Raw genomic sequence first — 14,480 nt, forward strand, 5'->3', positions numbered from 1 at the left:
CCGATCTTGTGTCATATTGATATGTTAAGAAGAGGTTATCGGGCACGGCGTTCGGCGACAACCCAAAAGCGAAATATCAGAATGCACTTAAACAACACCTTATGATTGCGAAGGTGAACAATTGGCGGCAAAATAGCCGCCACAACTCGCTCAGTTTGCGCTTCCCGCCCTGGCAGTTCCTTTTTCTCTTTTACTATCAGTACAATAATATGAAAACGACATTACCACCTGCGGCACGTTTGGGCCGACAGGCGCTTTTATTCCCTCTTTGTCTGGTGCTGTTCGAGTTCGCCACCTATATCGGCAACGATATGATTCAGCCGGGCATGCTGGCCGTCGTGGCGGATTTCAACGCCGGCGAAGAGTGGGTGCCTACCTCGATGACCGCCTATCTGGCCGGCGGCATCTTCCTGCAGTGGCTGCTCGGGCCGCTGTCGGATCGCCGCGGCCGTCGTCCGGTGATGCTGGCCGGGGTGGCGTTCTTTATCGTCTCCTGCCTGGCGATCCTGCTGGTCACCACCATCGAGCAGTTTATCGCCATGCGTTTCCTGCAGGGCATCGGCCTGTGCTTTATCGGCGCGGTCGGCTACGCCACGATCCAGGAGTCGTTCGAGGAGGCGGTGTGCATCAAGATCACCGCCCTGATGGCCAACGTGGCGCTGATCGCCCCGCTGCTGGGGCCGCTGGCCGGCGCGGCGCTGATCCACGTCGCGCCGTGGCAAAGCATGTTCGTGCTGTTTGCGGCGCTGGCGGCCATCGCCTTCTACGGCCTGTGGAAAGCGATGCCGGAAACCGCCACGCTGCAGGGCGAGGCGTTTTCCGCCGCCAACCTATGGCGCGACTACCGCCAGGTATTGGGCAACCGCCGCTTCCTGTGCGGCGCCCTGGCGATCGGTTTCGCCAGCCTGCCGCTGCTGGCCTGGATCGCCCAGTCGCCGGTGATCCTGATCAGCGGCGAGTCGCTGTCGACGCTGGACTACGGCCTGCTGCAGATCCCGGTGTTCGGCGCGCTGATCCTCGGCAACCTGACGCTGGCACGCCTGACCGGCAAAAACAGCGTGGAGCGCCTGATCAAGCTGGGCGCAGGCCCGATGCTGCTGGGGCTGCTGATCGCCGCGCTGGCGACCCAGTTCTCCAGCCACGCCTACCTGTGGATGACCGCCGGCCTGAGCCTGTACGCCTTCGGCATTGGCCTGGCCAACGCCGGGCTGTACCGCCTGACGCTGTTCTCCAGCAACGTCAGCAAAGGTACGGTGTCCGCCACCATGGGCATGCTGAGCATGATGGTGTTCACCGTCGGCATCGAGCTGGCCAAGGTCGCCTACGTCTGGGGCGGCAGCGGGCTGTTCAACCTGTTCAACCTCATCAGCGGCCTGTGCTGGCTGACGCTGGTGGCGCTGTTCCTCGGCAAACGCCGTAACGGCGACCCCACGCCGCAGCCGAACGGCGCGGCGTAAACGCGACGATAAAACGCCGGTCCGGTTTCCCGACCGGCGTTTTTTATGCGGCTTCAGCCGAGCAACCCCCACAGTGCATACCCCGCTCCCACCACCGCCACCGCCAACAACAGCAACGCAGACAGGACAGAGATCGCCCGCCGCGCGCGCTGCAGCGCCGTTCCCGACAGCAGGGTGATATAGGTCAGCAAAATGGCGAAGTCCGCCAGCACCCACAGCGCGGTCAGCAGCGTCAGGCTGGCGCCGATCGAGGGGGTGACGGCGATGAACTGCGGGAAAAAGGCGACGAAGAAGATAATGTCTTTGGGGTTGGCGATGCCCACCAGAAAACCGTTCAGGATCGCCGAGCGTTTTTGCGGCGGCGCAACGGGCTGCGCATCGGGGGCTCGCGCGGATAAATCCTCATACAGCGAGACGATCGCCATACGGCCAATAAACAGGCAACCCAGCAGGCCTATCCACTGCAGCAAGCGTATATCCACGGCGAACAGCCCGGTGATAATCAGCGCGGCGACGCCGATCAGCAACAAGGAGGCTCCGTTGCTGCCCAGCGCGGTCAACAGCGCACGCCGGGCGCCAAAGCGCGCCGCGGTGTTGGCCACCACCATCACCACCGGCCCCGGCGTGGCGATCAGCAACAAAATGGCGGCGAAATACGCCGCCAGCAACGACAGGTTCATCTTTATTTCACTCACATTCAGTCAGTTGGCGTCGCGCCATTATCATGCCGCCGCCCCCGCCTTGAAAAAGGAGTAATCCTGTCGTTTACTGTGAATCAGACTCATTATTAGAGACGCCGCGATGGCCAGTTCCCTTCCGCCGCTTTACGCCCTGCGCGCCTTCGAAAGCGCCGCCCGCACCGGCTCGTTCACGCTGGCCGCCGAGGAGCTGCATCTCACCCCGAGCGCCGTCAGCAAGCACATCAAAACGCTGGAGCAGCACTTCGGCTGCCGGCTGTTCCAGCGCAACGGCCCGCGTATCGAGGTCACGCCGCAGGGGAAAATCTTCGCCGCCGAGCTGCAGCAAGGGTTTGGCCGCATCGAGCAAGCCTGCGAGCTGTTCAGAAGCCACCGCGATCTGCTGCGGCTGAAGGCGCCCTCCACCCTGACCCTGCGCTGGCTGCTGGACTGCCTGAGCCGGTTCCGGCAAACGGCGCAGGCGTTCGAGGTGCAGGCAGCCAGCGTCTGGATGGACATCGACAGCGTGGATTTTTTCAGCGAACCCTACGACTGCGCCATCCTGCTCGGCAACGGCCATTTTGGCGCCAATACCGCCGCCGCCAAGCTGTTCGACGAATGGCTGATCCCGATTTGCGCCCCCGCGCTGCTCGCCGACGGGCAGCGGGATCTCGCCGCCTGCCCGCTGATCCACCCGTCGCCCGATCGGCGCGACTGGCGGCGCTGGCTGCAGAAAAGCGGCATCGCGGCCCCGATCGATCTCATGCGCGGCCAGGTATTTGATTCGCTGGAACAGGGCAACGCGGCGGCCATCGCCGGGCACGGCGTCTCGATCGGCGATCTGGCGCTGAGCCTGCGGACGATTGAGGAGGGATTATTGGCGCTGCCTTGTGACGTCGCCGTGCGCACCGGCGACGGTTACTATCTGGTTTGGCCGGAAGAATCGGCAAAACGGCCGCTGATCGAACGCTTACAGGCATTTCTCGCCGCCCAAACGCCCGACGTCAGCCGGGCCGCCGTCAGGTTTATCGGGTAGGGGACTCGCTACCGAACAGCCCGCCGTCGCGCAGCAGATGCTCGTTGCCCTTGCGGCGGGTAAAGCCGCTGCGATCGAAGAACTCCAGCACCTGGATCGCCAGCTTGCGCCCGACGCCGAGCCGATCGCGGAAATCGGCGGCGTTGGCGCCGCCGCGCTCCGCATCCAGCTCGCGGATCAGCGCCGCGAACTGATCGATGTGTCGGCTGAGGTAGTAGCGATCCACCACCACCGCCGTCACATGGCCCAACTGGGCCGCCTTGCGCAGCAGCGCGCGCACCCGGCTCTCTTCCTCGCCCAGTTCGCTCGCCAAATCGCGCACCCACCACGGCTCGTCGCCGAACAGCGGTTCGATGCGCGCCCACAGCGGCGCCTCTTCGGCACTGAACGCCAGGCCGTGTTCCGGCAGGTGCAGCCAGCCGCGCGTATTGCGCAGCGCGCCGGCCTTCAGCAACCGATCGATCATCATAAACACCAACGCCTCCGGCTGCTGAGGCAGAGCCATGCGCCGCAGGCGGGCGCGCCCTAAGCCCAGCTGATCGGCGTGCTGTTGGTGGTACTCCGCCAGCACCTGCAGCAGGCGGCTTTCCGCCTGTTGCACCTGATCCTGCGCCAGCGCCCGGTCACCGACGATCAGCAGATCGCGGTTCGCCAGCAGCTCGTCCAGGCCATCGTCCGTCAATTGACGCGCCCAGGCGAACGCTGCCAGTGACAGCGCGCCGTGCGGCAATTCAAGCGCCAGCGTCTGCGCATCGTCCTGCGCCAGCGCCAGGGCCTGCAGCCATGCCAGATAGTCCGGCTGACGCTTGCCGCGCTTGGGCGCATTCAGCCTGAGCACCCGGGCCGCGCCCAGCGTTTGCCGCGCGCCGATATCGCGCAGCACCAGCCGATCGTTCTGTGCCAACCACAGCGGGCGATCGAGGATCAGTTCCGCCAGCCCGTCGTTCAGCAACGAAATACGCCCGGTGATGTGGCTGGCGGCATGGTGCAGATGCAGCGGCTGCCAATGGCGGATCGGCCGATCCGTTTCCAGCGCCACCAGAATGCGTTCCGCCGCTTCGGGCGGGCGCTGCGCCAGCAGCCAATCGCCGCGCGCGATCCGCTCTTTATCGACATCGCCGCTGATGTTAAGCGCGATGCGCTGCCCGGCCTGCGCGTGTTCCACGGTCTGATTCTGGGCATGCAGGCCGCGCACCCGCACCGGTGCATCGGCGCCGGTCAGCCACAGCGTATCCCCCACCTTCACCCGGCCGCCGAGCGCGGTGCCGGTCACCACCAGCCCCGCCCCTTTGACGCTGAACGCGCGGTCTACCGCCAGGCGAAAACGGCGCGTCAGCGCATGCTCGCCGGGCGACAACGCCAGCAAATGCGCGCGCAGCGCCTCGATGCCCACTCCCGCCGCCGCTGCGGTCACGAACAGCGGCGCATCGGGCCAGCCCTGACGCGCCAGCTCGTCACGCACCTGAACTCGCACCTCATCGATACGCGCCGCCTCCACCCGGTCGGCCTTGGTCAGCGCCACCGTCAGCGCAGGGCGCCCGCTCAGGCGCAGGATCGCCAAATGCTCGCGGGTCTGCGCCATCACGCCGTCGTCGCAGGCCACCACCAGCAGCGCATGGTCGATGCCGCCGACGCCCGCCAGCATATTGGCGAGGAATTTCTCGTGGCCGGGCACGTCGATAAAGCCCAGCACCCGGCCGTCCGGCTGCGGCCAGTAGGCGTAGCCCAGATCGATGGTCATGCCGCGGCGCTTTTCTTCCGGCAGGCGATCCGCGTTGATCCCGGAGATCGCCTGCAGCAGGGTGGTTTTGCCATGATCGACATGGCCGGCGGTGGCGATGATCATGATGCGCTCAGCGCGTCGATCAGCGCCCCTTCCTGTTCCAGACAGCGCAGATCCAGCCACAGCCGGCCGTCGCCGAGGCGGCCGATCACCGGCTGCGGCAGACGGCGCCAACGTTCAGCCAGTGCTTCCAGCGTGGCGCCGCGGCCGTCGCGCGGCGTGAAGGTCAGCGCATAGCTGGGCAGGCGATCCACCGGCAGCGAACCGCTGCCAATCTGCGACCAGCAAGGTTCGGCGCGCAGCTCGAAATCGGCGGTGAACCGCGGCGTCAGCGCCGCCAGCAGCCGCTCGGCCGCCTGTTGCATCTCCTGCTGCGGGCGGGTCAGCAACCGCAGCGTCGGCAGTTGCTCTGCCAGTTTTTCCGGCTGCAGATAGAGCCGCAGCGTGGCCTCCAGAGCCGCCAGCGTCAGCTTGCCGACGCGCAGCGCGCGTTTGAGCGGGTGCTGCTGCAAACGGGCGATCAGCGCCTTTTTGCCGACGATGATGCCGGCCTGCGGGCCACCCAGCAGCTTATCGCCGGAGAATGTCACCAGATCGACGCCGGCGGCCAGCAGCCGCTGCGGCATCGGCTCGGCGGGCAGGCCGTACTGCGCCATATCGATCAGCGAACCGCTGCCCAGATCGCTGGCGGTCGGCACGCCCTGTTCGGCTCCGAGCTGCGCCAGTTCGGCCTCGTCGACCGCCGCGGTAAAGCCCTGAATGCTGTAGTTGCTGGTGTGCACTTTCATTAACAGGCCAGTCTGCTCATTGATGGCCTGGCGGTAATCCTTCAGATGGGTGCGGTTGGTGGTGCCGACCTCCACCAATTGACAGCCGGCCTGGCGCATCACGTCGGGAATGCGGAACGCGCCGCCGATTTCCACCAGCTCGCCGCGCGACACCACCACCTCTTTGCCGGGGGCGATCGCCGCCAGCATCAGCAGCACCGCCGCCGCGTTGTTATTGACAATGCAGGCGTCCTCCGCGCCGGTCAGCCGGCACAGCAGATCCGCCACCGCCCGATCGCGATGGCCGCGCCCGGCGCCGTCCAGATCGTACTCCAGCGTCACCGCCTCCCCCATCACCGCGCTCACCGCATCTTTCACCGGCTGCGCCAGCAGGGCGCGCCCGAGATTGGTGTGCAGCACGGTGCCGCTGAGGTTGAACACCGGCAATAACGCCGGGCGTTGCTGCCGGGCCAGCTCGGCCCGCAGCGCCTGCGGCCAGTCGCCGCACCAGGCCGGCAAGCGTTGCTGTTGCGTGATCGCGTCGCGCGCCTGGGCCTGCAGCCGGCGCAACAGTTCACCGATCAGCGTCTGGCCATGCTGCGCCACCAGCGGTTCAATCGCGGGTTCACGCAGCAGACGGTCAATGGCGGGCAGTTGACTGTAAAGAAGGTGGGATTCAGTGCTCATGGTCGCTCGGTTTTCAATTTAGACGTATCGGCATAGCAAAACCCCGCCGCGGCGGGGAGAAAAAAACTCAAGGTGGCGCAGTGCGGGCGAAACTTTCGCGGGCGAACAGGCGTTCGGCCAGCTTGACCAGCGTCGGGCGCTCGACGCACCAGTTGGGCAGGATGCGGCGGAAATTGAGGTAGCCCAGCGCGCAGCCGGTGGCGATATCCGCCAGCGTCAGCCGCTCGGCATTGAGCCACGTTTTTTCCCGCGCCAGCGCCTCCAGTGCGTCCAGGCCCTGCGTCAGCTTGTCACGCTGGCGCAGCATCCAGTTTTCGTCCTGTTTTTCCGGCGCGCGCCGGCTTTCGCGAAACAGGGTCGCCGCCGCTTCGGTCACGCCGTCCGCCAACGCCGCCACCTGCCGAACGCGCAACGCGGCGGCGCGTTCGGCCGGCAAAAACGCCGGCTCCACCGCCAGCAGCTCGAGGTATTCGGCCACCACCGGCGAGTCGTAAAACACCTCGCCGTCATCGGCGATCAGCACCGGCACCTTGGCGAGCGGGTTCAGCTCCTTCACCCGGCTGCCGGGCTCATACGGCGGATCGTTGACGAATTCGAACGCAATCCCCTTCTCCAGCAGCATCACGGAAATCTTGCGCACAAAGGGGCTGGTGTAACTGCCGATAAGCTTCATCCGGTCTCCTCCGCTTCGTCCTGGCCGCGGCGTCCTTTACTTCACCGCCAGGGTATCGATAATCCGCTGCACCAGCGCCTGATGCACTTCCGGCGTTTTGGCCGGCGACAGCATTTGCAACGTTACCACCCGCTTGTTGAACACCGTCAACACCAGGGTGGAGACCACCTTTTGCCCGTTGACGGTCTGTTCGGTATCCACCCGGCGAAACTTCTGTTTGCCGACGCTGAAGTTCTCTTCTTTGGTGGTCTGGATATTCTGATAGCGCTCGGCCAGCACCGTGATGGCGCTCTGCGTCAGCTCTTTCAGCATTTTGTCGCTGGTATTGATCTTCATGCCGTCAGGCGGGATCACTTCGGACGAAACCGCGCTCTGGCGCGACTTGCCGTCAAGAAAGCGCTGAATGGTGGAGGTGCTGTCGTTGATGATGCCGCTGTTCAGCGTTTGATCGCTAAAGCCCGGCGGCAGCTCGAAGGTGATCTTGCCCTTCTGCAGCGACACGTTCAGCCCCGGCGGCGCGGGCGGGGTTTCTACCGGCGCAGGCGGCGGCGGTGGCGCGGGCTGCGTCACGGTCGGTTTGGTGTCGGGTGGCGGCACCGCCGGTTTAGTGTCGTCCTTGTTGTCGCAGGCCGCCAGTCCGATCGCCAACACGGCGACCGCGGTCAGTTTTGCCAGGGTGTTTAACATCGTGGTTCCTTTCGCTTGGCGCGTTATGGCCTAAACGTAGCAACTCGCCCGGGCGATTGCCAGAAGCCCGTGCTGAAATTGCTGGTCCGGCCCCGCGCGAACGGGGCCGGGCGGTTACTCCGCCGGGAACAGGAACGGATTGATGCTGCTGCGGCCGAAGCCTTCTTCTTCCATGCGGGCGTCCAGCACCAGCGAAGCCAGATCGTCGGCCACCGCTTCGACCTGCGGGTCTTTTTCCTGATAGAGGATTTTCAGGTAAGTGCCGCAGTCGCCGCAGCTTTCCGCCTTCACCGCCGCCTGTTCGCTGTCCAGCGACCAGTAGTTGAGATCGCGGGTCTGCTCGCAGTTGCTGCACTTCACCCGCACCACGTGCCATTCGCTTTCGCACAGGTTGCAGTGCAGATAGCGCAGGCCGTTGACGGTGCCGATGTGCACCATGCTGGAGACCGGGATGCTGCCGCACACCGGGCAGAACTGACGCTGCTCGCCGTATTCGGCGCGCGCCTTGCCGGGGATCAGGCTGGCCATCTGCGCCCAATAGAGCGACAGCGCGGCCCAGAGGAACGGCGCCTTTTCGCTGCCCACCTTGCCAAACTCGCGGTTGAGCAAGGCGTCGGCCATCAGCTCCAGCTCGTGCGCCGAGGCCTTCTCCAGGTTGTCCAGCACCGCCAGAATGTGCTCCGGCGCCTGCGGGCGCAGCTCGGCGATCAGCGACGTCAGCAGCTTGCGCCAGTGCTCGCTGCGCGGGAACACGCTCAGATCGAGCGGCGGTTTGCCGCTGGCGGCGCCCTGCGCCAGCGCTTCGCTCAGATCGAGCTGCAGCGGGTTATCGTGCAGCGCATGCTGCTGCGCCTGCGCCAGCTCGGCGGCGAAGTTCAGGTAGTCGCCCAGCGGATTGTCGACCGCCAGCTGACGCAGACGATCGGCGCGGCGGCTGTACAGGCTTTTCAGGTTGGCGAAAAGTAACGGCGGGATGTTCTCCGCCGTTGTGGACTTCTCACGCTGTGCCCCTAACTGCTCTTTAGGAACGATGCGGATACTCATCAGGGTTTATCTTCCTGTCGTTTCTCGCGGACCTCACGGTACCAGCGCGGATGATGTTTCTTGGCCCAGGCCGCCGGCACCCAGCCTTCCACCATCGCGGTAATGGTGCCTTTTACCCACAATGCGGCGTAAATGTGCACCATAATCACGATGATAAGGCCGACCGCGGCCAGCGAATGCACCAGCAGCGCGATGCGGATCAGCGGGATGGAGAACGACGGCGCAAAATACGGCCGCCAGATCACCACGCCGCTGGCCAGCAGCAGCACCAGGCTGATAATCGCCGCCCAGAACACGCACTTCTGGCCGAAATTATAGCGCCCGGTATCACCCACTTCCTCGTTCATGGCGATTTTGTGGATGTTCTTGGCCCAGACGATATCTTCCCGGTTGATCAGGTTATGCTTCCAGTAGCGCAGGAACATCAGCAGGAACGCGGCAAACATGATCACCCCGACAAACGGGTGCAGAATGCGCGCCAGCTGCGGCGTCCCGAAGATGTTCATCAGCCAGTTGAAGGAGGGGAAGAAGAACCCCAGCCCGCTGATGGCGGCGAACACGAAACAGAACGCCACGATCCAGTGGTTGATGCGCTCCGGCGCGCTGTAACGCTGAATGGGCTTTTCCTTTCTCATTTGCGCGTCTCCTCGTCGTGCGACTCGTCGTGCTCGTCCTCATCCTCGACGCGGTTAGGCCCGACGCCGACATAGTGGAACACGCTGGCCGCGAAGGTGGCGGCAAAACCGATGGCCGCCAGGGGTTTCCACACGCCCTTCCAGAAGGTCACCGCCGGGCTGATGCTCGGGTTGTCCGGCAAACCGTGGTACAGCTGCGGTTTGTCGGCGTGGTGCAACACGTACATCACGTGCGTGCCGCCCACCCCCGCCGGATCGTACAGACCGGCGTTCTGGTAGCCGCGGGTGTTCAGCTCGCTGACGCGATCCGCCGCCACCTGCTTCATCGCTTCCTTGGTGCCGAAGTGAATCGCGCCGGTCGGGCAGGTTTTCACGCAGGCCGGTTCCTGGCCGACGTCCACGCGGTCGACGCACAGGGTGCACTTGTACACCCGGTTGTCGTCCTTGTTCATGCGCGGCACGTCGAACGGGCAGCCGGCGATGCAGTAGCCGCAGCCGATGCAGTGCTCGGACTGGAAGTCGACGATGCCGTTGGCGTACTGAATGATCGCGCCTTCCGACGGGCAGGCCTTCAGGCAGCCCGGATCGGCGCAGTGCATGCAGCCATCCTTGCGGATCAGCCATTCCAGCTTGCCGTTTTCCTCCACCTCGGAGAAGCGCATCACCGTCCACGACTTGGCGGTCAGATCGGCGGGGTTATCGTACACCCCGACGTTGTGCCCCACTTCGTCGCGGATGTCGTTCCATTCGGAACAGGCCACCTGACAGGCCTTGCAGCCGATACAGGTGGTGACATCGATCAGTTTGGCCACTTCTTCCTGGTGGTCACGGGCGCGCGGCGCCGGCGTGAAACCATTGGTGGCGGATTTACGAATGATGTCTTGAGATTGCATGGCCATAATTCGTCTCCGTTACACCTTTTCCACGTTGACCAGGAACGCCTTGAACTCCGGCGTTTGCGTATTGGCGTCGCCGACGAACGGCGTCAGCGTGTTGGCGATAAAGCCTTTCTTCGCCACCCCTTCGTAACCCCAGTGGATCGGGATGCCGATGGTGTCGACTTCCTGGCCGTGCACCTGCAGCGTGCGAATACGCTTGGTCACCACCGCCTTGGCCTTGATGTAGCCACGGTTGGAGCTGACTTTCACGGTATCGCCCTGCTTGATGCCTTTCTTCTCCGCCAGCTTCTCGCCGATTTCCACGAACTGTTCCGGCTGGGCGATGGCGTTCAGCCGCGCGTGCTTGGTCCAGTAGTGGAAGTGCTCGGTCAGACGATAGGTGGTGCCGACGTAAGGGAACTTGTCGGATTTGCCCATCGCCGCCAGATCGTCCTTGAACACGCGCGCCGCCGGGTTGGACACCACGTTCGGGTGCAGCGGGTTGGTGCCGAGCGGCGTTTCGAACGGCTCGTAGTGTTCAGGGAACGGCCCTTCCGCCATCTTGTCGGTGGCGAACAGGCGGCCCATGCCTTCCGGCTGCATGATGAACGGCCCGACGTCGCTGCCCGGCGCGGCGGTGCTGTAGTCCGGGATATCGGCCCCAACCCACTTGGCGCCGTCCCACTCCAGCAGTTGGCGTTTCGGATCCCACGGTTTGCCCTGCGGATCCGCCGAGGCGCGGTTGTACAGAATGCGGCGGTTGAGCGGCCATGCCCAGGCCCAGCCCAGCGTATTGCCGAGGCCGGACGGATCGGCGTTGTCGCGCCGCGCCATCTGGTTGCCGGCCGGCGTCCAGCTGCCGGCGAAGATCCAGCAACCGCTGGCGGTGGTGCCGTCGTCGCGCAACTGCGCGAACGAGCTGAGCAGCTCGCCTTTTTTCACCAGCACTTTGCCGTCGGCATCCAGCAGATCCGCCAGCGCCTTGCCGTTGTTCTCCTGCGCCACCTCTTCCGGCGCCGGGTTGTCCGGCGTCAGGTAGTCCCAGGTCATGTTCAGCACCTGCTCAGGCACCGCGCCGCCGTCGCGCGCATACATCTCGCGCAGGCGGCTGAAGATGCCCGCCAGGATCTCGCCGTCGTTCAGCGCTTCGCCCGGGGCGTCCGCGCCTTTCCAGTGCCACTGCAGCCAGCGGCCGGAGTTGACGATCGAGCCGTTCTCTTCGGCGAAGCAGGTGGACGGCAGGCGGAACACTTCGGTCTGGATCTGCGAAGGATCCACCTCGTTGAACTCGCCGTGGTTCTGCCAGAAGTTGGAAGTCTCGGTGTTCAACGGATCGATGGTCACCAGGAACTTCAGCTTGGACAGCGAAGCCACCACCTTGTTTTTGTTCGGGAACGACGCCACCGGGTTAAAGCCCTGGCAGAAGTAGCCGTTGACCTTGCCCTGCGCCATCATCTCGAAGTACTGCAGCACGTCGTAGCCTTTGTCCCACTTCGGCAGCCAGTCAAAGCCCCAGCTGTTGTCCTTCTGCGCCTTGTCGCCGTAGAAGGTCTTCATCATGCTGACGAAGAATTTCGGGTAGTTGCCCCAGTAGTTCACCTGGCCCGGCAGCAGCGCCTTCGGCGTGTTGGCCTTCAGGTAGGTGTCGAGATCGGTCTGTTTCTCCGACGGCAGCGTCAAGTAGCCCGGCAGGCTCTGCGACAGCAGGCCGAGATCGGTCAGACCCTGGATGTTGGAGTGGCCGCGCAGCGCGTTGACGCCGCCGCCCGCCATGCCCATGTTGCCGAGCAGCAGCTGGATCATCGCCATGGTGCGGATGTTCTGTGCGCCGACCGAGTGCTGAGTCCAGCCCAGGGCGTACAGGAACGAAGCGGTCTTATCCGCCACGCAGGTTTCGGCGATGTATTCGCACACCTTGAGGAAATCGTCCTTCGGCGTGCCGCAGATGTTGCTCACCACGTCAGGCGTGTAGCGGCTCACGTGCTGCTTCAGCAGGTTCCACACGCAGCGCGGATCCTGCAGCGTGACGTCGCGCTTGGCGAAGCCGTTCTCGTCGAACTGGTAGTTCCAGGTGGTTTTGTCGTACTTGCGGTTTTCCGCGTCGTAGCCGCTGAACAACCCGTCTTCGAAGGCAAAGTCTTCCCGCACCAGCAGGCTGGCGTTGGTGTAGGCCTCGACGTATTCGCGGTTGAACTTGTTGTTGGTCATCAGATACAGCAACACGCCCGACAGGAAAGCGATGTCGGTCCCGGAGCGGATCGGCGTGTAGAAGTCCGCCACCGACGCGGTTCGGGTAAAGCGCGGATCGATCACGATCAGCTTGGCATTGTTGTGTATTTTGGCTTCCATCGCCCAGCGGAACCCCACCGGATGCGCTTCCGCCGCATTACCGCCCATGACGATAATCAAATTCGCGTTCTTGATATCAACCCAGTGGTTGGTCATCGCACCGCGACCAAATGTTGGAGCAAGACTTGCTACCGTTGGTCCGTGTCAGACACGCGCCTGGTTGTCTACGGCAAGCATGCCGAGAGCGCGACTAAATTTTTGCGACAGAAAACCGGTTTCGTTGCTGGCGGCCGAAGCACACAGCATGCCGGTGGTCAGCCAACGGTTGACGGTAACGCCCTGATCGTTGGTTTTGATGAAGTTGGCGTCACGGTCTTCTTTCACCAGCTTGGCGATGCGGGTAAAGGCGTCGTCCCAGCTGATGCGCTGCCATTTGTCCGACCCCGGCGCCCGGTATTCCGGGTACTTGAGGCGGCTTTCGCTGTGGATGAAGTCAACCAGGCCGGCGCCTTTCGGGCAAAGCGCGCCGCGGTTTACCGGGTGATCCGGATCCCCTTCGATATGGAAAATGCTTTCTTTGGCGTTTTTGGCGCCATCACCAAGGCTGTACATCAACAGCCCACAGCCGACGGAACAATACGTACAGGTATTACGGGTCTCGCGGGCGCGCAGCAGTTTGTACTGCCGGGTTTCCGCCAACGCCACTTCGGGGGCAAAGCCCAGCGCGGCCACCGTCGTTCCTGCCATACCGCCAGCGCAGATCTTAAAGAACTGCCTTCTGCTGACCTGCATGGGGGTCTCCTTTACTCTCGATTGTCACATTGTTCAAATGCGCCTGCCCGCTAGCGCGGCAAACGCGAATGTCACTGTTGTTATGCTTGCTACGAACGCCGGCCATATTACCACAGCGTGCTTGTGGTTGTTACACACTCGTGCTCATTCAGTGAACGCATTGGCACATTTCGATACATTTCGACGTTGGCGCTCCCTACAGTATAGAGAGTAACCAACGCGCCGGGGCGACGGTTTGAACCGGCCACCCAGCGCCCTCTTCTATCAACATGTTAACGCAACGATTTGTTCATTAACCACACAATTCACAGGGCATTGATAATCATTTTCAATATCATTTAATTAACTATAATGATCCGACTGCTTACGCGGTGCTCGCCCTTTGCGCCGCCCATACACCACTGGAGATGATGATTATGAGTTATTCACTGCCATCCCTGCCGTACGCTTACGACGCACTGGAACCGCATTTTGACAAGCAGACGATGGAAATCCATCACACCAAACACCACCAGACCTACGTCAACAACGCCAACACCGTGCTGGAAGCCTACCCTGAGCTGGCCAAATACAGCGTTGAAGAACTGATCCAGGATCTGGACAAAGTGCCTGCCGACAAACGCACCTTCATGCGCAACAACGCCGGCGGTCACGCCAACCACAGCTTCTTCTGGAAAAACCTGAAAACCGGCACCACGCTGGGCGGCGATCTGAAAGCGGCCATCGAGCGCGATTTCGGCAGCGTTGAGAAATTCCAGGAAGAGTTCGAGAAAGCCGCAGCCACCCGCTTCGGTTCCGGTTGGGCCTGGCTGGTGCTGAAAGACGGCAAGCTGGCCGTAGTGTCTACCGCCAACCAGGACAGCCCGCTGATGGGCGAAGCCGTCGCCGGCGCTTCCGGTTTCCCAATCATCGGCCTGGACGTGTGGGAACACGCTTACTACCTGAAATATCAGAACAAACGCCCTGACTACATCAAGGCGTTCTGGAACGTGGTCAACTGGGATGAAGCCGCCGCACGCTTCGCCGCGAAGAAGTAACTCGCCCCCGTTGATAAAGATGCCCGCCACCGGCGGGT

General features: G+C 63.2%; 12 protein-coding genes. 3 read left to right on the top strand and 9 right to left on the bottom strand.

From position 1 onward, the window contains the following. Window positions 1–209 precede the first annotated feature (209 nt). Window positions 210–1,457, top strand: a complete 1,248-nt coding sequence (locus tag ACMGGK_RS23540) for an MFS transporter (protein ID WP_004934040.1) — start codon at window positions 210–212, stop codon at window positions 1,455–1,457. 53 nt (window positions 1,458–1,510) lie between these two features. Here the strand turns inward: ACMGGK_RS23540 and ACMGGK_RS23545 are convergent, their stop codons facing one another. Next, entirely contained in the window at window positions 1,511–2,137 is a 627-nt protein-coding gene (locus tag ACMGGK_RS23545) for a LysE family translocator (protein WP_164052294.1), read from the bottom strand. Window positions 2,138–2,258: 121 nt separating this feature from the next. Between ACMGGK_RS23545 and ACMGGK_RS23550 the strand changes: the two genes are divergently transcribed. Then, on the top strand, window positions 2,259–3,170 hold the full coding sequence (locus ACMGGK_RS23550; protein ID WP_049299611.1) for a LysR family transcriptional regulator: 912 nt from the start codon (window positions 2,259–2,261) through the stop codon (window positions 3,168–3,170). Here ACMGGK_RS23550 and selB read toward each other — a convergent pair. From selB to fdnG, 8 genes are all read right to left on the bottom strand, one after another. Further along, window positions 3,160–5,016 (bottom strand): selenocysteine-specific translation elongation factor, encoded by a 1,857-nt coding sequence (selB, locus tag ACMGGK_RS23555; protein ID WP_420277342.1) that lies wholly within the window; start codon window positions 5,014–5,016, stop codon window positions 3,160–3,162. The two genes, ACMGGK_RS23550 and selB, sit on opposite strands and share 11 nt — an antisense overlap. Beyond that, a complete protein-coding gene (selA, locus tag ACMGGK_RS23560; RefSeq protein WP_420277343.1) occupies window positions 5,013–6,407 on the bottom strand; it encodes an L-seryl-tRNA(Sec) selenium transferase in 1,395 nt (464 codons plus the stop codon). The genes selB and selA overlap by 4 nt, the downstream gene beginning before the upstream one ends. Window positions 6,408–6,474: 67 nt before the next feature. After that, complete coding sequence (locus ACMGGK_RS23565; RefSeq protein ID WP_004934025.1) at window positions 6,475–7,080, bottom strand: glutathione S-transferase; 606 nt, start codon at window positions 7,078–7,080, stop codon at window positions 6,475–6,477. 36 nt (window positions 7,081–7,116) lie between these two features. Beyond that, entirely contained in the window at window positions 7,117–7,767 is a 651-nt protein-coding gene (locus tag ACMGGK_RS23570; RefSeq protein ID WP_117287571.1) for a DcrB-related protein, read from the bottom strand. A gap of 114 nt (window positions 7,768–7,881) precedes the next feature. Next, complete coding sequence (gene fdhE / locus ACMGGK_RS23575; RefSeq protein WP_033639080.1) at window positions 7,882–8,811, bottom strand: formate dehydrogenase accessory protein FdhE; 930 nt, start codon at window positions 8,809–8,811, stop codon at window positions 7,882–7,884. Next, window positions 8,811–9,446 carry a formate dehydrogenase cytochrome b556 subunit gene (gene fdoI / locus ACMGGK_RS23580; protein ID WP_004934017.1) on the bottom strand — a complete coding sequence of 212 codons (636 nt, stop codon included), beginning with the start codon at window positions 9,444–9,446 and terminating at the stop codon, window positions 8,811–8,813. Before fdoI ends, fdhE begins: the two co-directional genes overlap by 1 nt. Continuing rightward, on the bottom strand, window positions 9,443–10,345 hold the full coding sequence (fdxH, locus tag ACMGGK_RS23585; protein WP_004934014.1) for a formate dehydrogenase subunit beta: 903 nt from the start codon (window positions 10,343–10,345) through the stop codon (window positions 9,443–9,445). The genes fdoI and fdxH overlap by 4 nt, the downstream gene beginning before the upstream one ends. A gap of 12 nt (window positions 10,346–10,357) precedes the next feature. Then, window positions 10,358–13,405 (bottom strand): formate dehydrogenase-N subunit alpha, encoded by a 3,048-nt coding sequence (fdnG, locus tag ACMGGK_RS23590; RefSeq protein ID WP_154871863.1) that lies wholly within the window; start codon window positions 13,403–13,405, stop codon window positions 10,358–10,360. A 416-nt stretch (window positions 13,406–13,821) separates the two neighbouring features. Here fdnG and sodA point away from each other — a divergent pair, with 416 nt between their 5' ends. Further along, window positions 13,822–14,442 carry a superoxide dismutase [Mn] gene (sodA, locus tag ACMGGK_RS23595; protein ID WP_004934003.1) on the top strand — a complete coding sequence of 207 codons (621 nt, stop codon included), beginning with the start codon at window positions 13,822–13,824 and terminating at the stop codon, window positions 14,440–14,442. Window positions 14,443–14,480: the final 38 nt, after the last annotated feature.

Source organism: Serratia sp. BNK-33-b, assembly GCF_048684565.1.
GTDB lineage: Bacteria > Pseudomonadota > Gammaproteobacteria > Enterobacterales > Enterobacteriaceae > Serratia > Serratia marcescens.

Coding starts and splice junctions, on each gene's coding strand:
- selA (WP_420277343.1), bottom strand. CDS start 6,407: ATGAGCACTGAATCCCACCTTCTTTACAGTCAACTGCCCGCCATTGAC.
- fdxH (WP_004934014.1), bottom strand. CDS start 10,345: ATGGCCATGCAATCTCAAGACATCATTCGTAAATCCGCCACCAATGGT.
- ACMGGK_RS23550 (WP_049299611.1), top strand. CDS start 2,259: ATGGCCAGTTCCCTTCCGCCGCTTTACGCCCTGCGCGCCTTCGAAAGC.
- ACMGGK_RS23540 (WP_004934040.1), top strand. CDS start 210: ATGAAAACGACATTACCACCTGCGGCACGTTTGGGCCGACAGGCGCTT.
- fdoI (WP_004934017.1), bottom strand. CDS start 9,446: ATGAGAAAGGAAAAGCCCATTCAGCGTTACAGCGCGCCGGAGCGCATC.
- ACMGGK_RS23565 (WP_004934025.1), bottom strand. CDS start 7,080: ATGAAGCTTATCGGCAGTTACACCAGCCCCTTTGTGCGCAAGATTTCC.
- selB (WP_420277342.1), bottom strand. CDS start 5,016: ATGATCATCGCCACCGCCGGCCATGTCGATCATGGCAAAACCACCCTG.
- ACMGGK_RS23545 (WP_164052294.1), bottom strand. CDS start 2,137: ATGAACCTGTCGTTGCTGGCGGCGTATTTCGCCGCCATTTTGTTGCTG.
- sodA (WP_004934003.1), top strand. CDS start 13,822: ATGAGTTATTCACTGCCATCCCTGCCGTACGCTTACGACGCACTGGAA.
- fdhE (WP_033639080.1), bottom strand. CDS start 8,811: ATGAGTATCCGCATCGTTCCTAAAGAGCAGTTAGGGGCACAGCGTGAG.
- ACMGGK_RS23570 (WP_117287571.1), bottom strand. CDS start 7,767: ATGTTAAACACCCTGGCAAAACTGACCGCGGTCGCCGTGTTGGCGATC.